This window comes from Rhodanobacter sp. A1T4, assembly GCF_014207185.1.
Classification (GTDB): domain Bacteria; phylum Pseudomonadota; class Gammaproteobacteria; order Xanthomonadales; family Rhodanobacteraceae; genus Rhodanobacter.
In genome coordinates this window covers 238,393-258,695 of record NZ_JACHCP010000006.1, presented here as the reverse complement: position 1 = coordinate 258,695, position 20,303 = coordinate 238,393, and the positions used below count along the sequence as shown (strand labels likewise).

Below are 20,303 nucleotides of genomic sequence, written 5' to 3'. Positions count from 1 at the left end.
TGAGCAAAAGTTGCGCCTCGTGGTTGAGGCTGCACCGAACGCCATGCTCATGATCAACGCGAGCGGCGTTATTGTCCTGGTAAACACTCAAACTGAGCGACTGTTTGGGTACGAGCGTTCCGAGCTTCTCAATAGCCATATAGAGATGCTGCTTCCCGAGCGGTATCGAAGCCGTCATGTCGGCCTGAGGACAAATTTTTTCACGCAACCTGTCACAAGATTCATGGGTGAAGGTAAGGAACTCTTTGGATTACGTAAAGATGCAACCGAGGTGCCGGTAGAAATTGGCTTAAGTCCGGTTGAAAGTGATGGCGAGTGGCATGTTCTCGCATCGATCATAGATATTACCGAGCGGCTGCGCGTCGACAAGGTCCGACGCGCGACGCGGGATGATGCGTTCCGTCAATTGATCCTCGACAGCTTACCCTTCAGTACGATCGCGACCGATATCAACGGGCAAATTCTTACCGCGAATCCTGCGGCCGATCGTTTGCTTGGATACGATCGTCATGAGTTAGTGGGAAAGTCCGCCCTGGTTCTCCACGATACCAAGGAGCTGAAGTTGCGCGCGGCAGAGCTTACTGAGCCTGGCATGGAACCCATAGCCGCGAATTATCAGGTCATCGTGAAGTCTGGCAGTCAGGGCATGGCCGACGAACGCGAGTGGACCTACGTAAGGAAGGACGGCACGGGCGTGCCGGTGAACATCGCCATTACATCCCTTCGAGACGATGCGGGCAATGTTACGGGCTTCCTCAAGGTTGCCTATGACATTACGGCTCGCAAACGCGCCGAGAATTACATCCGCCATATGGCACACCACGACGCACTTACAGGGCTGCCAAATAGAGCGCTTCTCATGGATCGACTGGAAATGGCCATCCATCAGGGGCAGCGCCATGCCAGGCAAGCAGCGGTATTGATGATTGATCTGGATCACTTTAAGCGAGTTAACGACTCGCTGGGTCATCAGATTGGCGATCAGCTGTTGCTAACGGTGGCCAAGCGGTTACAGGGGCGTATTCGCGATATTGATACCGTCGCCCGGTTGGGCGGTGATGAGTTTGTTGTGGTGTTGAACGAAGTTTCCGGTCGAGAGACGTTGACTACTCTTATCGATGGTCTGGCCGCTGTGATATCGGACAAGATGTTAATCGAAGGACATGAGCTCGCAGTCACACCAAGCATCGGCGGTTGTCTGTTTCCCGATGATGGCGTGGACGCAAGCACATTGCTCAAGCACGCGGATGCGGCCATGTACCAAGCCAAGGCGATCGGTCGGAGCAACTTCCAATGGTTCGATAACGCGATGCTCCAGGCCACTGAGGAAAAATTGGCCCTGGGGCTTGCCCTGGGGCACGCCATCGAGCGCAACGAGTTGACTGTGCATTACCAGCCCGAAGTCTCGATCTCAGATCGACATGTCGTAGGTATGGAGGCTCTCGTGCGCTGGAGTAACTCGATGCGGGGTGAGATCGAACCCGATCGATTCGTACCCATCGCGGAAGAATCCGGTCTCATCCTCACGCTCGGAGAGTGGGTGCTGCGTAAAGCCTGCCGCGAATGCGTCGAAATTCAGCGCGAGCTCAAGCGGATGGTGTCGGTTGCCGTCAACGTCTCGCCGAGACAATTCCAGCAGAAGGAATGGATGGCGACCCTGGTCAACGCCATCAACGAAAGTCGCATCACGCCTTCCTGCCTCGAGCTTGAAATCACCGAGGGAATGCTCATGGAAAATCCGGAGGAGAGTGCGCGAAAGCTGCACCAAATCCGAAAGCTCGGCGTGAAGATCGTCGTCGACGATTTTGGTACCGGCTACTCTAGCCTCTCCTACCTTACGCGCTTCCCGATCGACAAGATCAAGATCGACCGTTCCTTCGTGCGGGATCTCGCGACCGATGCCGCCGATGCCGCCGTGATCAATGCAATTATCGCACTGGCCAAAAGCCTCAATATTCGCGTCATCGCTGAGGGGGTCGAGACCGAGCAGCAACATCGCTATATGTTTGAGCGAGGCTGTGACGAAGCACAAGGCTTCCTATACGGCGCTGCCGTTTCCAGCACGGCTTTCGCTGAAGCCGTCTCTTGCATTGAAAGCAACTGAAGATCAGCCCAGAGACAGCCCATTTAAGCATCCTGGAAAGTTGAGAATCAGCTGTGCTACGCAGTGATCCGGTACTTGCCTTGCAAAAGTTTTTCGCCCCCCCCTATCGTAGGCACCATGGTTATGCTTGTTCTGAGCGGTAGCTTTTTTGCTGTGACTTCAATGGCAAGCCTACTAGCGATGTACGTGCGCAAACGGCTGCAGCGCAAATTGAGGGGGAGTTCTATATAGGATTTCTCCTTCCCCAGCCGCGGAAGTAGCGGCAACGCTGCCGCTTAATGGACATCGTCCTCCTTGTCCGCATAGTGCCCTGCCAGATCACGAGCAATGAGTGGCTCATTGAGAAGATAGGCGGCATGGTCCGCCAGTGTGTTCCAGCACTCCAGCGCCTGGGTTTGCCCCTGTAGATGTGCAGAGATGTCCTGCACCACGTGCACCGGCACTTCCTTGCCGAGATGCCGCGTAGTGAACGTCAACACCTGCAATATCGCGGCGAGGCCCCGCAAGCATTCATTCACTTGTGTCTCGGCACCTTCGTAGATAGCCGCCAGATGGTCGGGACCGAGTTGTGCCAGTCCTGCGCCTACGATACGGTCTTCTCCGCCACCCTGCAGGTGATCTAGCAAAGTGTGGAGGCTGTAGGCCCCGTCAGCTGCTCCGATCGAGTGATCTAACGCTCTACCCGTTTCATTGTTCGCATTTTTTTCCATGGCATACGATCCTTTTAGCTGTGCCCTCCTGGCTCGGAATGTCAAAGCGCGCGAACGCTATCGAGCCAAAACTATCGAATCGTTACCTTCTGTTTTGTGTCGCACTCATCAAACAGCTTGATTGTAATTTGACTTATAGTCCGTAGATCAATAGTCCACCAGATACGACTGTTCGCCGGTGGATATCACCCCTTACGTCGGCCCAGCCTTTCGACTCCTGCGCGAACGTCATTCGCTCAGTCAGGAGGAACTGGCACTACGCGCCGGATTGGACCGCACCTATGTGAGTGGTATCGAGCGCGGCCGCCGCAACCCCTCACTGAAATCCAAGTAACGTATCTCCGCGGAGCTGTATACCTCGCTGGATCAGGTGTTCGCCCTGGCATGCGAACTAGCGGATGAGAGCGAAAAGATTCCGGCACAGAAGCATAGTGCGTGCCAAACACTGAGTAGCCAAATCCGTCAGCACCAGCATCGTGCTTGATCAGCGGAAGTTGGTGGCAAACGATTCACCGCTGGACTACTCGGCATTGAGCTATCGCGTCAACTTCGTGTCGAACAACTGACGCGCGGCTTCCACGTCGGGCAAGTTGACGACGGTCCAGTCGTACAACGCCTTGAACGGCTTTTTCAGACTTTTACCCAACGCCGTCACGCTGTACTCGACAGCGATGGGTGACGCCTCGACGACACGCCTGGCCACAATGCCGTTGCGCTCCAGGCGGCGAAGAGTCTGCGTCAGCGCCTTTTGCGTAATGCCTTCCAGCGTGCGTTTGATTTCGTTGAAGCGCAGCGGCCCGTCTTTCAGCGCGGCAAGGATCAGCACCGACCATTTGTCAGCCAGCTCGTCCAGCAATAACCGGCTGGGGCAATCGGCGGCCTGAAGTACGCGGTGTTTGAGTGAGGCCATGGTGGTTTCCTTATGGCTACTTGGTTGCAGAATTGTGCCTCATTGACACTAAGTATACAAACTATACCATCGACCCATTCCCTTCGATGGAGCTTCCTGTATGACTTCCACAAACACCACCTCTTCAAGTGCCGACGTTCTGTTTCAGCCGTTTCAGATAAAGAGCCTCGCATTGAAGAATCGCGTCGTGATGGCGCCGATGACACGCTCGTTTTCACCCGATGGCGTACCCGGCGAGAATGTTGCCGCTTACTACCGTCGGCGTGCCGAGGGCGAGGTCGGGCTGATCCTGTCCGAAGGCACGGTGATCGACCGGCCGTCTGCCCGAAACGAGGGCAAGATCCCGTTTTTCCACGGCGATGCCCCACTGGCCGGCTGGAAACCGGTGATCGACGGCGTACATGCCGCTGGCGGCAAGATGGGTCCGCAGATTTGGCACGTCGGTGCCGTGGCGCATCCGTTTGCTGACTGGACGCCGCCGGCACCGCCCGAGAGCCCTTCCGGTCTCGTGGCACCCGGCAACGCCCGTGGTCAGGCGATGAGCGAGGAAGATATTGCCGATGCTGTGGCTGCCTTTGCCCGCGCTGCCGCCGATGCCAAACGCCTTGGCTTCGACACGCTGGAGATTCACGGCGCACATGGTTATCTGATCGACCAATTCTTCTGGTCGGGCACCAACGAGCGCACCGATCGTTACGGCGGCGCCACGATCGCCCAACGTTCGCGCTTTGCCGGCGAAGTCGTCAAGGCGATACGCCAAGCCGTGGGTCCGGACTTTCCGATCATCTTGCGGGTGAGCCAGTGGAAGCAGCAGGACTACGCGGCACGCCTGGCGCCCACGCCGGACGCCATGACGGACTGGTTGCTGCCGCTAGTGGAGGCTGGCATCGACATTCTGCATTGCTCGCAGCGGCGCTTCTGGGAACCGGAGTTCGCGGAGATCGACGGCGCCAATGGACTGAACTTCGCTGGCTGGGCAAAGAAGCTCACCGGCGCCACCACGATCAGCGTCGGCTCAGTGGGTCTGTCGGGTGACTTCATGGCGGCCTTTGCTGGCGAAACCTCCACGCCAGTCGGTTTGGACAACCTCGTCGAACGCATGCAGCGTGGCGAGTTCGATTTGATCGCCGTGGGCCGCGCACTGCTCAGCGATCCCCTGTGGCTGACGAAAGTCCGCATGGGCCACCGCGAGCACTTGAAAGAATTCACAGCGGCGGCAATGGCTGAGCTGGTGATGTAAACAGAGCGCCTACTCAACAACTGCGTGAATCGTTACATCAAAGATGCCCTCAGCGAGCCGTGACGCTGGCGGTGCTGGTGGAGACAGAACCCGTGTGAATACCGGACTGCATGACGCCAATGGCAATCGTAAACACCAGGGCGACGACCGTGGCGAGATGGGGAATGCGGCTAGCGCTCGCGGTTTGAGACTTGAACATGATGGCAACTCCTGAGGAAGACATTGGCGTCGCGAAGACGGCGCCTATGGCTTCGCATCATCCGCAGTCAGCGCCATAGAGACCAATCGTTTGTTTTCATCGTGCCCATTTACCGTGGCTATCGTTGGTGCGGAGAGGCATTGTCAAAACGAACGCAGCGCCGAGGTACGGATAGCTTCCACTCTGAAGCGCCGCACGTCGGACATTCAAGATCGCGCAGAAAGCAACCGCAGTCCAACCAGCCGGGAAAAGTGCAACCTGCCCCGAGGTTTCCCTGCCTAACTATGCAGCGGACCGGCGATGCCGTGATAGCCGCTTTGATCGCCGCTCGAAATCATGCGCGACGTCGGCCAGGTTCACCGCCTTCAAACCCGTCATCAATGCATCCGCAGCCTTACCAAGCGCGTCGCCCACCGCCGCATTTACCGCCTGTTCAACAAGGCATTCAGGCTGGTCGTCAGCCAGTCCCAGCGCGAACACCGGCGGGGCACCCAATGCGATGTACACATCAAACAGAGTGATCTCGGCCAGCGGACACAGCAGCGTCCAGCCGCCGCCGGGCCCTTTGTCCGAACATACATAGCCCGCGTCACGCAGGCCAGCCATGGTGCGCCGTACCACCACCGCATTCGTGCCGAGCATGTGCCCGATAGTTTCAGACGTGGCGCGCCCTTCATGCCCATCCATATGAATGAGTGCGTGAAGTACGCGAGACAAGCGGCTGTCATGACGCATGGCAAGGAGCTCCGGATCAACAGATGGCGTTATTGTAACTCCGATAGTTACTTTTTTCAGAAGTCAGCTTAATATGTAACTTCAATTGATTCGATATGGAATTGACGTAATGACTGATGTCCTTATTCTCGGCGGCAGTTTCGCCGGCCTGTCCGCCGCGTTACAGCTCGCACGTGCTCGCCGCCCGGTGGTGGTGATCGACCATGGCCTGCCACGCAATCGCTTCGCCGATGCCTCCCATGGCTTTCTCGGACACGATGGCAAAGCACCGCGAGCCATCCTTGAGGAGGCCATGGCACAAATGCGCGCCTACCCCGCCTTCCGCCGTGTCGAGGGCGAGGCCATGTCGGCGAGGGCCGACGGTAGCGGCTTCGTGGTCTCGCTTACCGACAGTCGCGAATTTGCGGGAGCGCGACTCATCCTCGCCACCGGTGTCCGCGACACGCTGCCACTGCCAGGTATGGACGAGCGCTGGGGACAAAGCGTGCTGCCGTGCCCTTACTGCCATGGCTACGAAGTGGCCGACCAACCACTGGGCGTACTCGCGGTAAGCCCGACGTCGATCCACCAGGCCGCCATGCTGCCCGACTGGGGACCGACCACCTATTTCACCCAGGATGAGTACCTTCCGGATGCCGACGAGTCCGCGTTGCTCAAGCGCCGCGGCGTCACCATCGAGCACACTCCCGTCGTCGAACTGCTCGGCGCCGCACCGGGACTCGAGGCGGTGCGGCTCGCCGACGGCCGCACACTTCCGCTGCATGCGCTGTTCACCGGTTCTCGCACGACATTCACCCATCCGATCGCAGGCCAACTCGGCTGCGCCATGGAGCAAGGCCCATCGGGTCCTTACCTGCGCGTAGACGCAATGAAGCAAACCAGCGTCGCGGGCGTGTTCGCCGCCGGCGATGCGGCAACGGCGATGTACAACGCCTCAATGGCCGCTGCCGCAGGCGTCATGGCTGGCGTGAGCGCCCATCGCTCGTTGGTGATGGAATGATGGAGATACACAGATATAGCTGAACCACTTGCCCGGCGAACTGGAGCCGGGGCTGCGCATCTGTTGATGACGCTGACGGCTAGCGAACAGATCATCCGCGTCACGCAATTGCTGGGGCAACTGACGTCCGCCCTGAATAGCGCACTCTGCCCTGTTTTTTTGCTGCACGGTATCGACGCAGGTCATCGCCAGCGCCTCAAAATCCCGCATTTTATCAATTCATCGACATCCCCCGATAACGGCGACACCGCTTCGGATAGAGGCAAAAGATAAGCATTTTTCTGAGTGGAAATCAGTCTTTCGCTGATGGGACTTATGCAGGGAATGATCAAAAGTGGTTCTGCCTGGTTTTTCCTTGTGACGGGAACCGGCATCCATCCCAATCTCTTCAGAGGAAATGCAAATGCATCCATTCATCAGATCCGCTGCGATCGTCGCCTTCGCGCTTTCAGCAGCTCAGGCCATGGCGAAAGAACCCGCCGCGTGCGGCACGCTCCCCGACTATGTTCGCGAAGCGACGCGTGACATGGCCTATTGCGTCACCATGCCGGCTCCCATCGCGGCCTGCGGCCCTGCGGCGGTTGATGTCCAGGTTTTTGGCAACGCCGAGGGTCGACTGCCGCAGGCAGGTCGCGGGCAGACCTACTACGAGGGCAAAGCCCGACAGAATCCCGGTGGCGCGGCGGGAGCGTATCGGCTCGTGTTTCTCGTGACCGACGGCAAAACCAAGTCGGTTATCGACAATCGATATTACTCTGCCGATCACTACGAGTCGTTCTGCAGCATTCGTTGAGAGCTGAGAAAAACGAACGGGGCCAGCTTGACTTGGCCCCGTTTTGTTCCCTGTGATTCACGCAAACTATTGGAACCTGACACCGTTAACCTTTGATGCCAAGCGTTTCCCCGAGTACCACGCCAAATCGTTCACTCGAGGAGTGGCAAAGGCTCCGCATCCATGCGAAACCTTTGTTTTCATCATTTCCGGTGCTGCGTTCCCACGGGGGTCGCGATGAATCCATGCTGCTTACCGGCGGCGTCGAAATATTCGCCCGACATATCGTCCGGATCGAGCGGCTCGAACTGGCCGTGGTGATAGACCATGGCGTGTGATGTACCGCCATCGATACTGTATTGACCGCCCAAGTCGCCGAAATCGCTGATCCCCCAGAAGATCGTCAGCCAAGCCGGGATAGCCGAGCGTCTGATAGGTATAGGACCCGGATGGTGCCGTGGCCGCTGCCGAGGGCGTCCCATCGCTTCCAAAGTCCGCAACGGCGACACTGGTGAAATCGGACAAGACGAAGGCAGTTGCTCTTGTGAGCAGCCATACGAAGAGCGCTGATTTGACACGATTTCAATCCCTATTTGGATGAGATGGGTGATGGCATGGCGAAGGCTTGAAGCCATCTCAAGCGTTGCCATCCCCCTTTACAGCGAAAAAGGATCGTCTGCACCGACACGGCCGGGACGACCGCCTTCGCCACGGTGCTGGTCGCAAACTATTGGAACCTGGCACCGTTAAGCGTTGATCCCCGCGTTCTCGGGAACACCACACCGAATCGTTGAGTTGAGGATCGACAAAGGCTCCACGTCCATGCGGAGCCTTTATTTTCATCAGTTCCGGTGCTGCGTCCCCACGGGGCTCGCGATGAATCCGTGCTGCTTGCCGGCGGCGTCGAAATATTCGCCAGCGACCACTCCGAAATTGTTGATCGCGGTAGCAACCGTCCCCGCTGCTCCAGGCACGTCGACATTCACGAATTTACCCTGTGTATCGACGAAGCCGTGGATGAGCCCGGACGCGTCTTCGTAATTGCCTGCAATTTGACCGCGGTTATTGATCTCAAGTGTGACTGTGCTAAGTGCACCTGGCACGTCGATCGTTGACAACTGCGCGCTCATGCTGCGGTAGAAGCCATGTCGTTGTACCGAATTGCCATCCCAATAGCCGACGATCTCGCCGTTGTCGTTGATACCGAGCGGATAGGTATCGCGCGCGCCAGCCACGTTGATCGGCGTATCGAACCCTTTGCCACGGCGCAATACCCCGTGATAGATCCCGTCGGCATCCCAGTACACGCCGGCTATCGCGCCGAACAGGTTCATCTGGTCCACGTTCGAGTTGAGATGGCCCGGAAAGTCGATCGTTTCGAGATGGCGCCCCTGAATCAGAAAGCCGTGCTGCAGCTCCGATGCGTCGGCATAGCCGCCATACGTTGCGCCGAGATCGTTGGAGCCGCCGGCGGCGCTGAAATACTTGCCCAGCACACCTTTCGGATCGAGCGGCTCGAACTGGCCGTGGTGATAAACCATGGCGTGTGATGTACCGCCATCGATACTGTATTGACCGCCGAGGTCGCCGAAATCGTTGATCCCCCACAAAATCGTCAGTGACGAGCCGGGATAGTCGAGCGTCTGATAGGTATAGGTTCCCGTGCTGCCAGCGGACTCGGATGGTGCCGTGGCAGCTGCCGAGAGCGTCGCACCACTTCCAGAGCCCGCGACGGCCACGCTGGTGAAACCGGTGAAGACAAGGGCGAAGAAAACGGCGGCCCTTGTGAGCCTGCCGTGCGAAGAGCGATGATTTGACATGATTTCAATCCCTATTTGGATGAGACGGGCGATGACATTGCGAAGGCTTGCGGCCGTATCAAGCGTTGCCATCCCCCTTTGCAGCGCAAAAGGACCGTCTGCACCGACACAGCCGGGACGACAGCCTTCGCAACGACGCTGGTCGCGATTGTCAGACCATCCACACGCATGAACGCCGAACCCCAAATCACGGAGACCCTCGCACGCGGTGACCCTGCGGCGATGGATGCGTTGATTCCGAAGATTTACGCAACGCTGCGCCATCTGGCGCGCCGCCAGCGGGCGCATGAAGCGGCGCATACGCTTGAAACGACGGCACTGGTCCACGAGGCCTATCTGAAGCTGGCCAATCAGAGTGACGTCAGGTTTGCCGATCGCGCACACTTGTATGCGTACATGAGCCGGGTGATGCGGCATATCCTGATCGACCATGCGCGACGAAAGAAGGCACAGAAACGTCAAGCACCGGAGATGATGGCGGGAGAGGCGCGATCGGAAATCATCGATGTGCTGGCGATCGACGAGGCGTTGAGTCGGCTTGCGGCGCTCGATCAGCGCCTTGCGCAGGTCGCCGAGCTCCGCTTGTTCGCCGACCTTTCGAGCCCGGATATCGCCGCAGTTCTAGGTGTCAATGCACGCACGGTCGAGCGCGACTGGCTGAAAGCGCGCACGTTTCTGTCCGCCTGCCTGATGCCGGGTGCGTGAGGCACTGTCGGTAGCTCGGGCGTGATTGCGCTTATAGAGACATGCCAGAACGGGAATACGCGCGACCGATGATTTTCGACTTTGACCAACGATGGCACGAAATCGAACAGCTGATCGATCAGCTGTTCGAGGTGCCTGCCGCCGAACGGGCCGATTGGCTGCGCACGCACTGCGAAGACGCGACGCTGCGTACGCTCGTTGCACAGGCGCTCGACGATGCGCCTGGTATTGAGGCGCTCGAGCGCGGCATGGCGCAATGGTTGCCAGCGCTCGCCGACAACCTGCCCGATACGCTGCCGACCATTTCGGGCTATCGCGTCCTTCGTTTCGTCGGCGCGGGCGGCATGGCCAGCGTCTTCGAGGCCGAGCGCGAACTGCCTGGCGGTCCGCAGACGGTCGCCCTCAAGCTGTTGCGCATCGACGTTCACGACGCCGATGAGCGCCGACGCTTTCTGCGCGAGCAACGCATCCTCGCGCGGCTGCAGCATCCGCACATCGCGCAACTGCTCGATGCGGGATTCTCACCGACGGGCACACCGTTTCTCGCACTCGAATTCGTGGCCGGCGATGACCTCGTCACGCATTGCGAACGGCACGGGCTGACCATGCGTGAACGCCTCGCGCTGTTCGTCGACGTATCCGCGGCAGTCGAACATGCGCACCGCAGTCTGATCGTGCACCGCGACCTGAAGCCGAGCAATGTGCTCGTCGGCGCGGATGGTTGCGTCAAGCTGGTCGATTTCGGCATCGCCAAACTTCTAACTGGCGAAGGCGAGCAGACGCGCACTGAGGTGCGGCGCCTGACTCGTTCGTACGCGGCTCCCGAACAGTTCGCCGGCGACGTCGCGACGACCGCGATTGACGTGTACGCACTCGGCGTGTTGCTGGCCGAGCTGCTCGGCGGTCTGCAGCCACGTCGCATCGACAAATACGCGGATGCGAACGTGTCAGTGTTCGACGACGAGGCGTTGCGACGAAAACTCGGCGTCGATCTCCATGCGATCGTGCAGAAAGCAACACGACTCGACCCGATCCGTCGCTATGCGAGTGTTGCGGCGCTGCGCGACGACATCGAGCGCTACCTCGACAGCAGGCCATTGCGCGCCCGAGCGGATACGTTCGCCTATCGCGTTTTCACGCTCGCAAAACGGCATGCGTTGGCTGTCTCGATCGGCACCCTAATCGCTATGATCCTCGCCGGTGCGACGGCAGTCGGCCTGTACGAGGCGCGTCTTGCGCGTCGTGCGGCCCAGGAGGCGCATGCGCAGGCGCTGTCGGCCGAAGGCGAAGCAAGGCGCGCGGATGCGCTCAAATCGTTCCTCGAAGGCCTGTTCGATAGCCCGTCTCATGGAACGGAGACCAATGAAACTGCCGAGGATCTGCTCGCGCACGGACGCGAGCGAGCCGATCGCGATTTCGCGATGCAGCCTGCGCTGCGCGTCGAGACTCTCGCGCTGATCGGCGATCTCGAGCGTCGCAGCGGCCATCCGGATCGCGCGCGGCAGCCGCTCGAAGAAGCCGCGACACTGGCGAAAGTGCAGTTCGGCGCGACTGACAGGCGGACGCTCCACGTCGAATACCTGTTGGCAAAGGAAGCCGATGAACTGGGCCGCTTTCGTGAGGCAGGGTTGCGGCTTCAGAACGCGACCGACGCGTTCGAGGCAGGTCCGAACCGCGATTCGCCGGAAGAAGTGCAGGCACTCGCGTGGATCGCTGGCCTCGACGAGCGTATCGGCAAATCGGCGAAGGCGATCGACATCGGCAAGAATGCGCTCGCGCTCGCGCGTCGCGTGCTTCCGGACGACAGCGATGCGCTAACCGAAGCGGTGACGAACCTTGGCTGGATCCTGATGGATGCCGGCCATCCTGACGAAGCAGAACCGCTGTTGCGCGAAGCGCTGGCGCGCAAACGCAACCAACTTGGTAATCGACACGCCGAAGTCGCCGACGTGATGGCATACCTGACCTCGACTTTGTCCCAACTCGGTCGGTATGGCGAAGGCGAGCAGCTCATGCGCGACGCACTCGACATCGACGCCAGCGCGTACGCGCGACCCAATGCTCACGTGGCCTGGCATCTCAATGATCTTGCCGTCGTGCTCGCACTCGAAGGCAAGTTCGACGAAGCCAGTTCGTTCTACGCGAAGTCGATTGCGATCGATCAGGCGCTTGCGCCGGCGGCGGCACTCAACGAAGCGGTGAGCCTGGGTAATCTGGCGCGGATCCGTTTCAGACAGGGTGCTTATGCCGAATCCGAGGCGAGCTTTCGCGATGTGATCGACCGCAAACAGCGCCTGCTCGGCGCGGACTATGGCGACAACGGCCGCAACTATGACTGTGCAATTCTGGCGGAAATCCTCATCGCGCGTGGTCGTTTAGACGAAGCTCGAATGATTGCCGATAGCGCACTGGTGGAGGCGCGAAAACAGCATCTTGATGCGCATCCGGATATTGCTTTCGCGCTCACCGTCGAAGCCGAGCTCATGGTTGCAAGCGGCGCTCACGAGCACGCCGCTGCATTTGCCGGAAAGGCCGTCGCGATGTACGTCGCGCTAGCGGACCAAGGCTCGGAAAAGGCGATCAGGGCGCGTCTTCTGTTCGGCGAAATTCTGCAAACCCTCGGCCGCAACGGCGAAGCAAAGCAGCAACTTGAAAGCGCCCTCGCGGCGGCCAAGACAACCACGCCGAATACGGCTGCACTCGTTGCACATGCAGAGGCCGACCTTGCGCGCGTCGACGCGACGCTCGGCGACCGCGCCGCTGCGGATCAGCTTCGCGCAGAGGCCGAGGCATCGCTCGCCGAAATCAAAGCGGGACCGAACACCGAGCGCGATGAAACGATACGCCTACTCGCCAACTTCAAGGTCAGAGCGAGTTGATTCGAGATTGCCCATTGATCAGTGCCCAACCAAAAACGATGTCAGGTTGATCCTGTTTGCTGCATCGTCATGGATCCCGAAGAGCCGCGCGAAATGCGGCCGACGATGAGCCTGAAACGCTTAGAGCCTGTTTATGATCTCCACGCGACTTTCACTACCACGCGCACGTTGCGCTCGGACAGCCTGAGCGTTGCGATCGCGCGACCGGCATCCCACGACCAGTGGTCGAAGGGCTGGCCGTCCACGGTCACGCCCTGCGGCTTGCCCGTCGCGTGGATATGCAGTTCGTATGATCGCCGCTGCACCTGCCCCTCGAACGTTCCGCTGGTCGGCGCGATGACCAGTTGCTGCACTCCGTCGGCTCCGGTGCTGTAGTCGATCGAGGTCAGCGCGTAGGCGTGGTCGGTATAGGCCAGCGAAGTGCCATCGTCCTCGTAAAGATCGAAATGGCCCTTGCCGCGTCCGTAGAGATCGAGAATTAGCGTATCCAGCGGCCGGGCATCGGAATATGCACTGGCCGGTTGTTGCGGAACGATCGCGCCGTCGCGCACGAACACCGGCGTGGCATCGGTCGCGTAGCGCGCGCTGAAGCTCTTGCCGCCTTCGTAGCGCTTGCCGGTAAAGAAATCGAACCAGTCGCCGGGCGGCAGGTAGATGCTGACATCGCCAGTCGGATCGAGCACGGGCGCCACCAGTATCTGGTCGCCGAAAAAGTATTCGTGCGGATGCTCGTACACCTCGTCGAGATCCGGATAGACCAGGTAAAGCGGCCGCATGATCGGCATCGACGCTGTGTGCGCCTGCCAGGCGTAGCTGTAGACGTAGGGAATCAACTGGGTATGCAGATTGAAGTATTTCTTCATCAGCGCAATGCCCTGCGGACCGTACAGCCAAGGCATGCGCATGTTGCCTTCGAGCGGATTGGCATGCGCGCTGTGCATGCGCAGGATCGGACTGAACGCGCCGAACTCGATCCAACGGGCGTAGAGGTTGAAGTCGATCTTCGCACCGTGGAAACCGCCAATGTCGTGACTCACATACGGCACCAGCATATTGCCGGCTCGCGTGCTGTACGCGACCTCGTAGGCCAACACCGGCCATTCTGAATAGGTATCACCGGTGAAGTACCCCGGATAGCGCTCGCTGCCCCAGCCGCCGTAGCGACCGAGAATGAAACCGCGCTTGCCGGTAGCCTGTTCAGTCGCGTCGTAGAACACCTTGTTGGTCCACAGTTGCTTGTCGAGGCCTGGCATGTTCACCGCACCGCTGCCGCCATCGATCCACCAGAACGCCACACCCTGATCCAGCAGCGGCTTGTGCAGCGTCTGCATGGAAATATCGGCCTGCCGCTGGTTGGACAGGTCGAAAAAGATGCGCGGCGGCGGCTTGACATCGCGCAACGCGATGCGGCTGCCAAGCAGCCCGCTGCCCCACTTACCCGCGACCACGCGCAACACGATGCTATTGACCTCGCCAGCCCGTACATGCGCGGCGACATCGGCATAGGTGACTCGCTGCGGCCACTGGATCTGGCTGTGTGGAATCTCCTGTCCGTTGACGAATAGCCGATAAGACGACGTCACTTCGCCGAACACCAGATACAACGATGCGGGCAGTTGCGCGGGTAACCTGATCGAGGTGCGATACCAGGCTATGTCGACACCGTTGCCATGTCCCTGTTGTTCCCACGACAGGCCAGCTTTGATCGATGACCAGTGCGCGCCGGTATCCGCAGCAAACCATGCCTGCGACATACCCTGGTCTTTCGGATCGGCGGCGAACTGCCAGTGGTCCGATAACGCCTTTTCGAACGACGGCTTTGGCGGCAACGGCTGACCGAGCGCAGCGAGCGCGGCCGGTGCATGGCTGTCGTCGTAGGAGACCACGCTTTCCTCAGTGTTGGCGTAACCCGGGTGATCGTTGAGGCTCACCTTGATGCCCTGCCCATGCAGCCAGTCGAGCAGTTGCTTCGGATGAGGCACCAGCGGACTCCAGTCGAATCCGCCATCCCAGCCGTAGTTGTGCCAGGCAAAATCCAGCACCAAACCATCGAAAGGAATGCCTTCCTCGCGCAGCCTTGTCACTTCGTCCTTCAGATGTTGCGCGTTGTAGCGCTGGAACGCCGCCTGCTTCGCCTCCGCGGAATCAGGGAAATACTCGAAATTGAAGTCGGTGATCCACGCGCCGAGCGTATAGCGCGGAATCATCGGCACCGGACCGCACAACTCCGCATAGGTCCGCAGCACACTCTGATAATCGTTGCCATAGGTGAACAGGTACCAGTCCTGCCCACCGGGCTGTGGACGCGGTTCGATCCACGCCTTCTGCGCGTTCCACAGCGGCGTGGTGCTGTCGTCGATGAACGCGTAGCCGCTGCGACTCAGCAAACCCGGCTTGGCCTGCGGCAGCAACACCTCGATACCCGGGATCATGTCGTTGACCGGGCTTTGCAGATCCTTGCCATCCTTGGGCAGGTTGGGCGCACTGATGTTGTCCAGCGAATAGGTCAGCCCGCCGAGGTTGCGCACGTCCACGTCGCCCGGGCGCCAATCGTGCGCAGCACCGCTGCCGGGCGCGTTCCAGCTGACAAGGAGGTTGCTTGCCGTGAATGGCCCGGAGTGCAGTCGATAGCGCAACGTCATCGCCGATGTTTTCTCCACCAGCCAGCCATCGGACTGTGTAGTCGTCACGTTGACAGCGGGCCAGTGACGCTTCTGCACCACGGCCGTAGGCACATCGACGAAACGGCCATTCGGCGAATATTCCATGCGCACCAGCGACGGCGTGAGGAATTCGAATCGTGCCTCGGTCGAAACCACAGTGGGCTTCGTCTGCGTGTTGGCGCAGGAAGCGAGTAACGAAACCAGGCCGGCTGTCAGCAGCCACGGGAAAGCTTGGCGGAACATGCGGATCGGGAAAGTCATGCGGATCGTTACTCCAATACGCGACGTGTTCGACTCGGATGTATTCGAACACGTCGCAGTCGAACCACGTTACTTCGAGGGTGACCAAAAAGCGATTGTGTCAGTTCTGCTTCCGACCGATTCTGTTGAAAAACTCCGACTTAACAAATAGACGTCCAAATTTTGAATCGCGACGGCAACGACAAATCGATTCTGTACAAATTTACACATTCAGGCCGACAGAAAGCGATTGTCGCGGCCGAATTTTTTCGCTTTAAGCGATCTCGAGTTTTCGAAGCGCGTTTTTCAACACTATCGACCCGAAGCGGACTTCCCCGAGGTCGCCCTTTTTTCAAGCAACGGGCATGGCTGTTAGCTGGCATTAGCACCGATATGCTTCTGCCTGATGAATAAATTGGGCAGCGTTCTTGAGCGCCGCAGGGGATATCATCGAACCAGGGGAGCCGTCTGATCGGCGGTCAGATGCGTATGACTGATGAGTTCATTGAGCCAACGCCTCAGGGGCGACGTAATCTGGTCGCGCTCTGGGTGATAGGCGTTGTCATCGTTTTCTCGTACCGGCTTTGGCTAGGACCAGCGCTCCTTGGTTATATCCATTCGCTCCCCCTTTGCGATCAACTTCCCTGGTGGCGTGGTCTGCTAGTCAGCGTATGGGCGTTGTTCTTTTTAGTCGCGCTTCTCTGCACATGGAACGCTATCAAGCTTCTACGGCAAGGCCAATTTTCTCTGCGCGGCACTTGGGTGTTTCAACGCATTAAGATCCAACGCGGAGTTGCAGTACGCAGAAGGGCTTACTTGCTTTTCTCTGCTTCTGCGCTTGCTGTTTTCCTTGCCTGGTACTGCTGGGAGAGCCTTTCCAACACGCCCATATTCCATCCGATAGGCAAATGCGCATCCCATCGCGCATTTTCATTGCCGGAAACTGGGTCTGCTCGCGGCAAGGAAGCCAACGAGTGAAACGCCTTAACTGCCAAGTTCCTAGCGCTCGTCGCCTTCTATCCGTTTGAGAATGCGGCGAAGGTGAGCAAGGTCGGTCTTGGAGAGATGTTGGACGGCTGGTGGTGCATCGTCGTGCACGTTGCGTTGTACCAATTCGACGAGCTGTTGACCCGCGGGCGTGAGCGACACCAGTTTCGCGCGTCGGTTTTCAGGGTGAGGATTGCGTTCGACAAGGCCGCGATCTTCAAGATCATTCACGGCGACCGTGGTGGCGGGTGCATCGCTGCTGGTCATATCGGCTAACTGCTTCAAGGTCTTCGGCGCATCGAACAGTCGCCACAGTATGCGTACACGGCTGAAGGGCAAACCGGTGGCATCGCTGACTTTTCGGCGCCATTCGCCGCGGGTTTCCCATACCAAATCGACCATCATCTGCCAGATTTGATCGGCTTCGCTGCCGCTGTTGGCGTGACCCATTATGCCGTCGCTCCGGTAGGTGCTTCCTCCAGCAAGTGCGCCGCGTGGCGGGTAGTGTCACGCGCCCATTGCGTGTTGGACAACCACGCCAGCAACAACACGGTAACGCCGCCGCCCGTGATCAACCACCAGAACGGATGCGAGGCCTCGGCGAAAGCGTCATGTACATGCGCACCCAAGATAGTACCCGCCAAAGCTACGCCAAGCGACGCGCCAATCTGTCTGCTGGTGGAGGCGACCGCCGCGGCGAGACCCGCCTGCGCCTTGGGCATGCCAGATACGGCTGTGTTGGTAATGGGCGCATTCACCATGCCGAACCCGATCCCGAAGATCATGTACGTCAGCAACAAAAACGGCAGCGGCGTTGTCGCCGTCAGCTGCGTCATCATCAGTGCGCTGATGACCGTGGCGCTGCCCGAGGCCAGCAACGAGGGGCGTGTGCCATAGGTGCCGACCAGTCGGCCGGAGAACGGTGAACAAAGAATCGTCGCCAGTGCGAGCGGCAAGGTACACAAACCGGTATGGAAGGCCGAGAGACCGCGCACTTCCTGCAAGTACAGCGCATTGAGGAACAGAAAGCCGGAGAACGCCGAGAAGCTGCAAACGGCGATCAAGGTCGCGCTGCTGAAGGGCGCACTGCGAAAGAACCGCACGTCGATCAACGGTTCGTGACGCCGAGGTTCGTAGATAAGCAACGCGATCAGCGCAAGCACCGCGGCGGCGAACAAGCCAATGATTGTCGTCGAGTCCCAGCCATCGTGGGGACCTTCGATCACCGCATAAGTCACCGTGGCCAGAATGACGAACACCAACAGTTGTCCGATCGGATCCACGCGCCGTGGATGCGGTGCCTTGGACTCGGGAATGTAGCGCGCGGCGAGCAGCATCGCCGCGGCACCGATGGGCAAGTTCACCCAGAAGATGGAGCGCCAGCCGATGCTCTCGGTGAGCGCGCCACCGATCACCGGACCCAGCGCCATTGCTACGCCGGCGACTGCACCCCAGACACCGATGGCGCGTGCGCGTGCTTTTGGTTCGTGGAAAGTGTTGGCGATGATCGACATGGCGACCGGATTGAGCATCGTCGCCCCCAGCGCCTGCAAAATGCGAAACGTGATCAGGCTATGAATGTCTGGGGCAACGCTGCACAACAGCGAGCCCAGCATGAATAGGGCCATGCCCAACTGAAACACGCGACGGCGCCCGAAGCGGTCGGCCATCGACCCGGCCAACATCAGCAGGCTCGCCACCACCATGGTGTAGGCATCGATCACCCACTGCAGCCCTGATATCGACGCAGTGAGATCGTGCCGGATCGAGGGTAGCGCGACGTTGACGATGGTGGCGTCCATCGCGACCATCAGCAGGCTGAGGCAGCAAATGCCGAGAATAAGGTTCGGATGGGTCGCAGCCCGTCGGGTATCGCCAATAGTTGTATTCATACAACCATTGTTGATTAACAACTATCGTCTGTCAATCAGTCTCTGCCTTGCCGATCGCCTGACGTGCTGCTCTAGGACTTAACGGACGAACGCGGCAGCAGTGCGCTCAGTTCAATGGCTCACCGAGACGACATGCAGCTCCCAGTGGAACCAGCAGATCGGGCAACATGTTCAGCAACCACGCAAGATGCAAATAAATATTTACGGCGAAACTAGAAACCAACGCCCAGTGTTGCTTCGCGGTGCAGCCTATCGCGAACCAAAGCGTTTTTTCGCCTCATCGGTGGCCGGCATGTACAGCGAGACGGCGGTACCTTCAGGGTCGCGAAACTGGAACGTCTTATTGCCCCAGGGCATCGTCTTGAGCTCGTGAACAAGTGGGACCTTATCCTTCAAACGCTCATAGTCGGCGTCTATATCCTCGACCTGAAACTCGATGTAAGCGGTGCGATTGGAACCGGGTTGAGCGCTGCCTTCCTTCCACAGCGCAACTGTTTCGGCGCTGCCGATGGCAAGCGTGGCTGCCGGCGTGACGATCTCTGCGAAAACGGGAGCCAGCCATTCGGCGGGCAGGCCCGTTACCATTTCGTAGAAGGAAACCATGGCCTTGATGTCGGCGGCGATTAGGCGGGTGGAAGCGAACTTCATGACTATCTCCTTGGGATGCGGCGGGATAAATTCCGGACCAAAACGATTTTCCCGTACTTATGATACGATACCGTATCGTATCTAACAATGTCCACCTTAGTATTGCCCCATGCGAAAAAAACTCACAGTGAACAAACTAGATCCCCCAGCTCTTGCGTTGCATGAAGCTGAGGTGTTGGACGAAAGAGTCCGTCGCTCACGGACAACCGTGCTCGCCGCGACGGCAGAGCTGCTCTTCGACAGGGGCTTTGCCGGCGCTAGCGTCGATGAAATCTCACGTCGCTCGGGCGTGGCGAAGACTACGATCTATCGGCATTGGCCAACCCGAGTCGACCTTCTGCGTGATGCTTGCTCGACAATAAGCACGCCCCAAGGCGTGCCGGATACCGGAAGCTTCGAGACAGACGTGACCGCGTTGATGGCAGACCTCGTCGGTTTGCTGCGAACGGCCAAATGGACCTCCGTGCTGCCCTCAATCATCGATGCTGCTGAGCGAGACCCCGACATCGCCGACATGTACAGCAAACTGCAACGCGGCTATTCGGCGCCTTTTGAGACAGTCATCCTACGTGCGGTGGATAGGGGCGAACTGCCCGGGGACACCGACGCAGCCATGTTGATCGCGGCGCTCACTGGTCCACTTTTTTATCGTCGCTGGTTCTCCCGCGATCCTTTGACGGACGACTTCGCGATACAGATAGTCCAGCGCGTAATCCGTTAGGGGATCAGGCACTCACCGAGGCTTGATCGCACTAAAAAAATACACCGGATGATTTCCGCTCAATCACTCAGCCAGCTA

The 20,303-nt window shown here is 59.0% G+C and carries 19 protein-coding genes; 9 read left to right on the top strand and 10 right to left on the bottom strand.

What is annotated here, in order from left to right:
- The first annotated feature begins 10 nt into the window (after positions 1 to 10).
- Positions 11 to 2,104 carry an EAL domain-containing protein gene (locus HDE80_RS13990; RefSeq protein ID WP_184671857.1) on the top strand — a complete coding sequence of 698 codons (2,094 nt, stop codon included), beginning with the start codon at positions 11 to 13 and terminating at the stop codon, positions 2,102 to 2,104.
- A 275-nt stretch (positions 2,105 to 2,379) separates the two neighbouring features.
- Here HDE80_RS13990 and HDE80_RS13985 read toward each other — a convergent pair whose 3' ends face one another.
- On the bottom strand, positions 2,380 to 2,814 hold the full coding sequence (locus HDE80_RS13985; protein WP_184671855.1) for a hypothetical protein: 435 nt from the start codon (positions 2,812 to 2,814) through the stop codon (positions 2,380 to 2,382).
- A gap of 178 nt (positions 2,815 to 2,992) precedes the next feature.
- Here HDE80_RS13985 and HDE80_RS13980 point away from each other — a divergent pair, with 178 nt between their 5' ends.
- Entirely contained in the window at positions 2,993 to 3,148 is a 156-nt protein-coding gene (locus HDE80_RS13980) for a helix-turn-helix transcriptional regulator (protein ID WP_184671853.1), read from the top strand.
- A gap of 201 nt (positions 3,149 to 3,349) precedes the next feature.
- On the opposite strand, the gene HDE80_RS13975 is transcribed toward HDE80_RS13980, so the two are convergent.
- Positions 3,350 to 3,724: a helix-turn-helix domain-containing protein gene (locus tag HDE80_RS13975; protein ID WP_184601177.1), complete on the bottom strand. Its 375-nt coding sequence runs from the start codon at positions 3,722 to 3,724 to the stop codon at positions 3,350 to 3,352.
- A gap of 100 nt (positions 3,725 to 3,824) precedes the next feature.
- Between HDE80_RS13975 and HDE80_RS13970 the strand changes: the two genes are divergently transcribed.
- On the top strand, positions 3,825 to 4,964 hold the full coding sequence (locus HDE80_RS13970) for an NADH:flavin oxidoreductase (protein ID WP_184671851.1): 1,140 nt from the start codon (positions 3,825 to 3,827) through the stop codon (positions 4,962 to 4,964).
- A gap of 49 nt (positions 4,965 to 5,013) precedes the next feature.
- Here HDE80_RS13970 and HDE80_RS13965 read toward each other — a convergent pair whose 3' ends face one another.
- Positions 5,014 to 5,163 carry a hypothetical protein gene (locus HDE80_RS13965; RefSeq protein WP_184601179.1) on the bottom strand — a complete coding sequence of 50 codons (150 nt, stop codon included), beginning with the start codon at positions 5,161 to 5,163 and terminating at the stop codon, positions 5,014 to 5,016.
- Positions 5,164 to 5,445: 282 nt separating this feature from the next.
- Positions 5,446 to 5,898, bottom strand: a complete 453-nt coding sequence (locus HDE80_RS13960) for an Rrf2 family transcriptional regulator (RefSeq protein ID WP_184671849.1) — start codon at positions 5,896 to 5,898, stop codon at positions 5,446 to 5,448.
- A gap of 109 nt (positions 5,899 to 6,007) precedes the next feature.
- On the opposite strand from HDE80_RS13960, the gene HDE80_RS13955 reads away from it, so the two are divergent.
- The 3 genes from HDE80_RS13955 to HDE80_RS13945 all read left to right on the top strand — a co-directional run bounded on the left by HDE80_RS13955 (position 6,008) and on the right by HDE80_RS13945 (position 7,691).
- On the top strand, positions 6,008 to 6,898 hold the full coding sequence (locus tag HDE80_RS13955) for an NAD(P)/FAD-dependent oxidoreductase (RefSeq protein WP_184671847.1): 891 nt from the start codon (positions 6,008 to 6,010) through the stop codon (positions 6,896 to 6,898).
- Between the two features lie 66 nt (positions 6,899 to 6,964).
- Positions 6,965 to 7,171 (top strand): hypothetical protein, encoded by a 207-nt coding sequence (locus tag HDE80_RS13950; RefSeq protein WP_184671845.1) that lies wholly within the window; start codon positions 6,965 to 6,967, stop codon positions 7,169 to 7,171.
- Positions 7,172 to 7,301: 130 nt separating this feature from the next.
- Complete coding sequence (locus HDE80_RS13945) at positions 7,302 to 7,691, top strand: ribonuclease domain-containing protein (protein WP_184671843.1); 390 nt, start codon at positions 7,302 to 7,304, stop codon at positions 7,689 to 7,691.
- 182 nt (positions 7,692 to 7,873) lie between these two features.
- Here the strand turns inward: HDE80_RS13945 and HDE80_RS13940 are convergent, their stop codons facing one another.
- Together HDE80_RS13940 and HDE80_RS13935 are read right to left on the bottom strand one after the other, a co-directional pair.
- On the bottom strand, positions 7,874 to 8,305 hold the full coding sequence (locus HDE80_RS13940) for a hypothetical protein (protein ID WP_184671841.1): 432 nt from the start codon (positions 8,303 to 8,305) through the stop codon (positions 7,874 to 7,876).
- Positions 8,306 to 8,512: 207 nt separating this feature from the next.
- Positions 8,513 to 9,490, bottom strand: coding sequence for a hypothetical protein (locus HDE80_RS13935; RefSeq protein WP_184671840.1), 978 nt, complete (start codon positions 9,488 to 9,490; stop codon positions 8,513 to 8,515).
- A 168-nt stretch (positions 9,491 to 9,658) separates the two neighbouring features.
- Here HDE80_RS13935 and HDE80_RS13930 point away from each other — a divergent pair, with 168 nt between their 5' ends.
- Together HDE80_RS13930 and HDE80_RS13925 are read left to right on the top strand one after the other, a co-directional pair.
- Positions 9,659 to 10,195 (top strand): ECF-type sigma factor, encoded by a 537-nt coding sequence (locus HDE80_RS13930; protein WP_184671838.1) that lies wholly within the window; start codon positions 9,659 to 9,661, stop codon positions 10,193 to 10,195.
- Positions 10,196 to 10,263: 68 nt separating this feature from the next.
- On the top strand, positions 10,264 to 13,074 hold the full coding sequence (locus HDE80_RS13925) for a serine/threonine-protein kinase (protein WP_184671836.1): 2,811 nt from the start codon (positions 10,264 to 10,266) through the stop codon (positions 13,072 to 13,074).
- A gap of 131 nt (positions 13,075 to 13,205) precedes the next feature.
- Here HDE80_RS13925 and HDE80_RS13920 read toward each other — a convergent pair whose 3' ends face one another.
- From HDE80_RS13920 to HDE80_RS13905, 4 genes are all read right to left on the bottom strand, one after another.
- The gene (locus HDE80_RS13920; RefSeq protein ID WP_184671834.1) at positions 13,206 to 15,998 is read right to left on the bottom strand and encodes a TIM-barrel domain-containing protein; all 2,793 of its coding nucleotides are present in this window, start codon (positions 15,996 to 15,998) and stop codon (positions 13,206 to 13,208) included.
- 978 nt (positions 15,999 to 16,976) lie between these two features.
- Positions 16,977 to 17,414, bottom strand: a complete 438-nt coding sequence (locus HDE80_RS13915; protein ID WP_184601188.1) for a MarR family transcriptional regulator — start codon at positions 17,412 to 17,414, stop codon at positions 16,977 to 16,979.
- Complete coding sequence (locus HDE80_RS13910) at positions 17,414 to 18,856, bottom strand: MFS transporter (protein WP_184671833.1); 1,443 nt, start codon at positions 18,854 to 18,856, stop codon at positions 17,414 to 17,416. The genes HDE80_RS13915 and HDE80_RS13910 overlap by 1 nt, the downstream gene beginning before the upstream one ends.
- A gap of 249 nt (positions 18,857 to 19,105) precedes the next feature.
- A complete protein-coding gene (locus tag HDE80_RS13905; protein ID WP_184671831.1) occupies positions 19,106 to 19,504 on the bottom strand; it encodes a VOC family protein in 399 nt (132 codons plus the stop codon).
- Between the two features lie 109 nt (positions 19,505 to 19,613).
- Here HDE80_RS13905 and HDE80_RS13900 point away from each other — a divergent pair, with 109 nt between their 5' ends.
- A complete protein-coding gene (locus tag HDE80_RS13900; RefSeq protein WP_184671829.1) occupies positions 19,614 to 20,225 on the top strand; it encodes a TetR/AcrR family transcriptional regulator in 612 nt (203 codons plus the stop codon).
- The last annotated feature ends 78 nt before the right edge of the window (positions 20,226 to 20,303 follow it).

What these genes read in the sequence shown, in the direction of transcription:
- HDE80_RS13985 (WP_184671855.1), bottom strand. Translation starts at nt 2,814, where the DNA reads ATGGAAAAAAATGCGAACAATGAAACGGGTAGAGCGTTAGATCACTCG.
- HDE80_RS13975 (WP_184601177.1), bottom strand. Translation starts at nt 3,724, where the DNA reads ATGGCCTCACTCAAACACCGCGTACTTCAGGCCGCCGATTGCCCCAGC.
- HDE80_RS13970 (WP_184671851.1), top strand. Translation starts at nt 3,825, where the DNA reads ATGACTTCCACAAACACCACCTCTTCAAGTGCCGACGTTCTGTTTCAG.
- HDE80_RS13965 (WP_184601179.1), bottom strand. Translation starts at nt 5,163, where the DNA reads ATGTTCAAGTCTCAAACCGCGAGCGCTAGCCGCATTCCCCATCTCGCC.
- HDE80_RS13960 (WP_184671849.1), bottom strand. Translation starts at nt 5,898, where the DNA reads ATGCGTCATGACAGCCGCTTGTCTCGCGTACTTCACGCACTCATTCAT.
- HDE80_RS13955 (WP_184671847.1), top strand. Translation starts at nt 6,008, where the DNA reads ATGACTGATGTCCTTATTCTCGGCGGCAGTTTCGCCGGCCTGTCCGCC.
- HDE80_RS13950 (WP_184671845.1), top strand. Translation starts at nt 6,965, where the DNA reads ATGACGCTGACGGCTAGCGAACAGATCATCCGCGTCACGCAATTGCTG.
- HDE80_RS13945 (WP_184671843.1), top strand. Translation starts at nt 7,302, where the DNA reads ATGCATCCATTCATCAGATCCGCTGCGATCGTCGCCTTCGCGCTTTCA.
- HDE80_RS13940 (WP_184671841.1), bottom strand. Translation starts at nt 8,305, where the DNA reads ATGGCTTCAAGCCTTCGCCATGCCATCACCCATCTCATCCAAATAGGG.
- HDE80_RS13935 (WP_184671840.1), bottom strand. Translation starts at nt 9,490, where the DNA reads ATGTCAAATCATCGCTCTTCGCACGGCAGGCTCACAAGGGCCGCCGTT.
- HDE80_RS13930 (WP_184671838.1), top strand. Translation starts at nt 9,659, where the DNA reads ATGAACGCCGAACCCCAAATCACGGAGACCCTCGCACGCGGTGACCCT.
- HDE80_RS13925 (WP_184671836.1), top strand. Translation starts at nt 10,264, where the DNA reads ATGATTTTCGACTTTGACCAACGATGGCACGAAATCGAACAGCTGATC.
- HDE80_RS13920 (WP_184671834.1), bottom strand. Translation starts at nt 15,998, where the DNA reads ATGACTTTCCCGATCCGCATGTTCCGCCAAGCTTTCCCGTGGCTGCTG.
- HDE80_RS13915 (WP_184601188.1), bottom strand. Translation starts at nt 17,414, where the DNA reads ATGGGTCACGCCAACAGCGGCAGCGAAGCCGATCAAATCTGGCAGATG.
- HDE80_RS13910 (WP_184671833.1), bottom strand. Translation starts at nt 18,856, where the DNA reads ATGAATACAACTATTGGCGATACCCGACGGGCTGCGACCCATCCGAAC.
- HDE80_RS13905 (WP_184671831.1), bottom strand. Translation starts at nt 19,504, where the DNA reads ATGAAGTTCGCTTCCACCCGCCTAATCGCCGCCGACATCAAGGCCATG.
- HDE80_RS13900 (WP_184671829.1), top strand. Translation starts at nt 19,614, where the DNA reads ATGCGAAAAAAACTCACAGTGAACAAACTAGATCCCCCAGCTCTTGCG.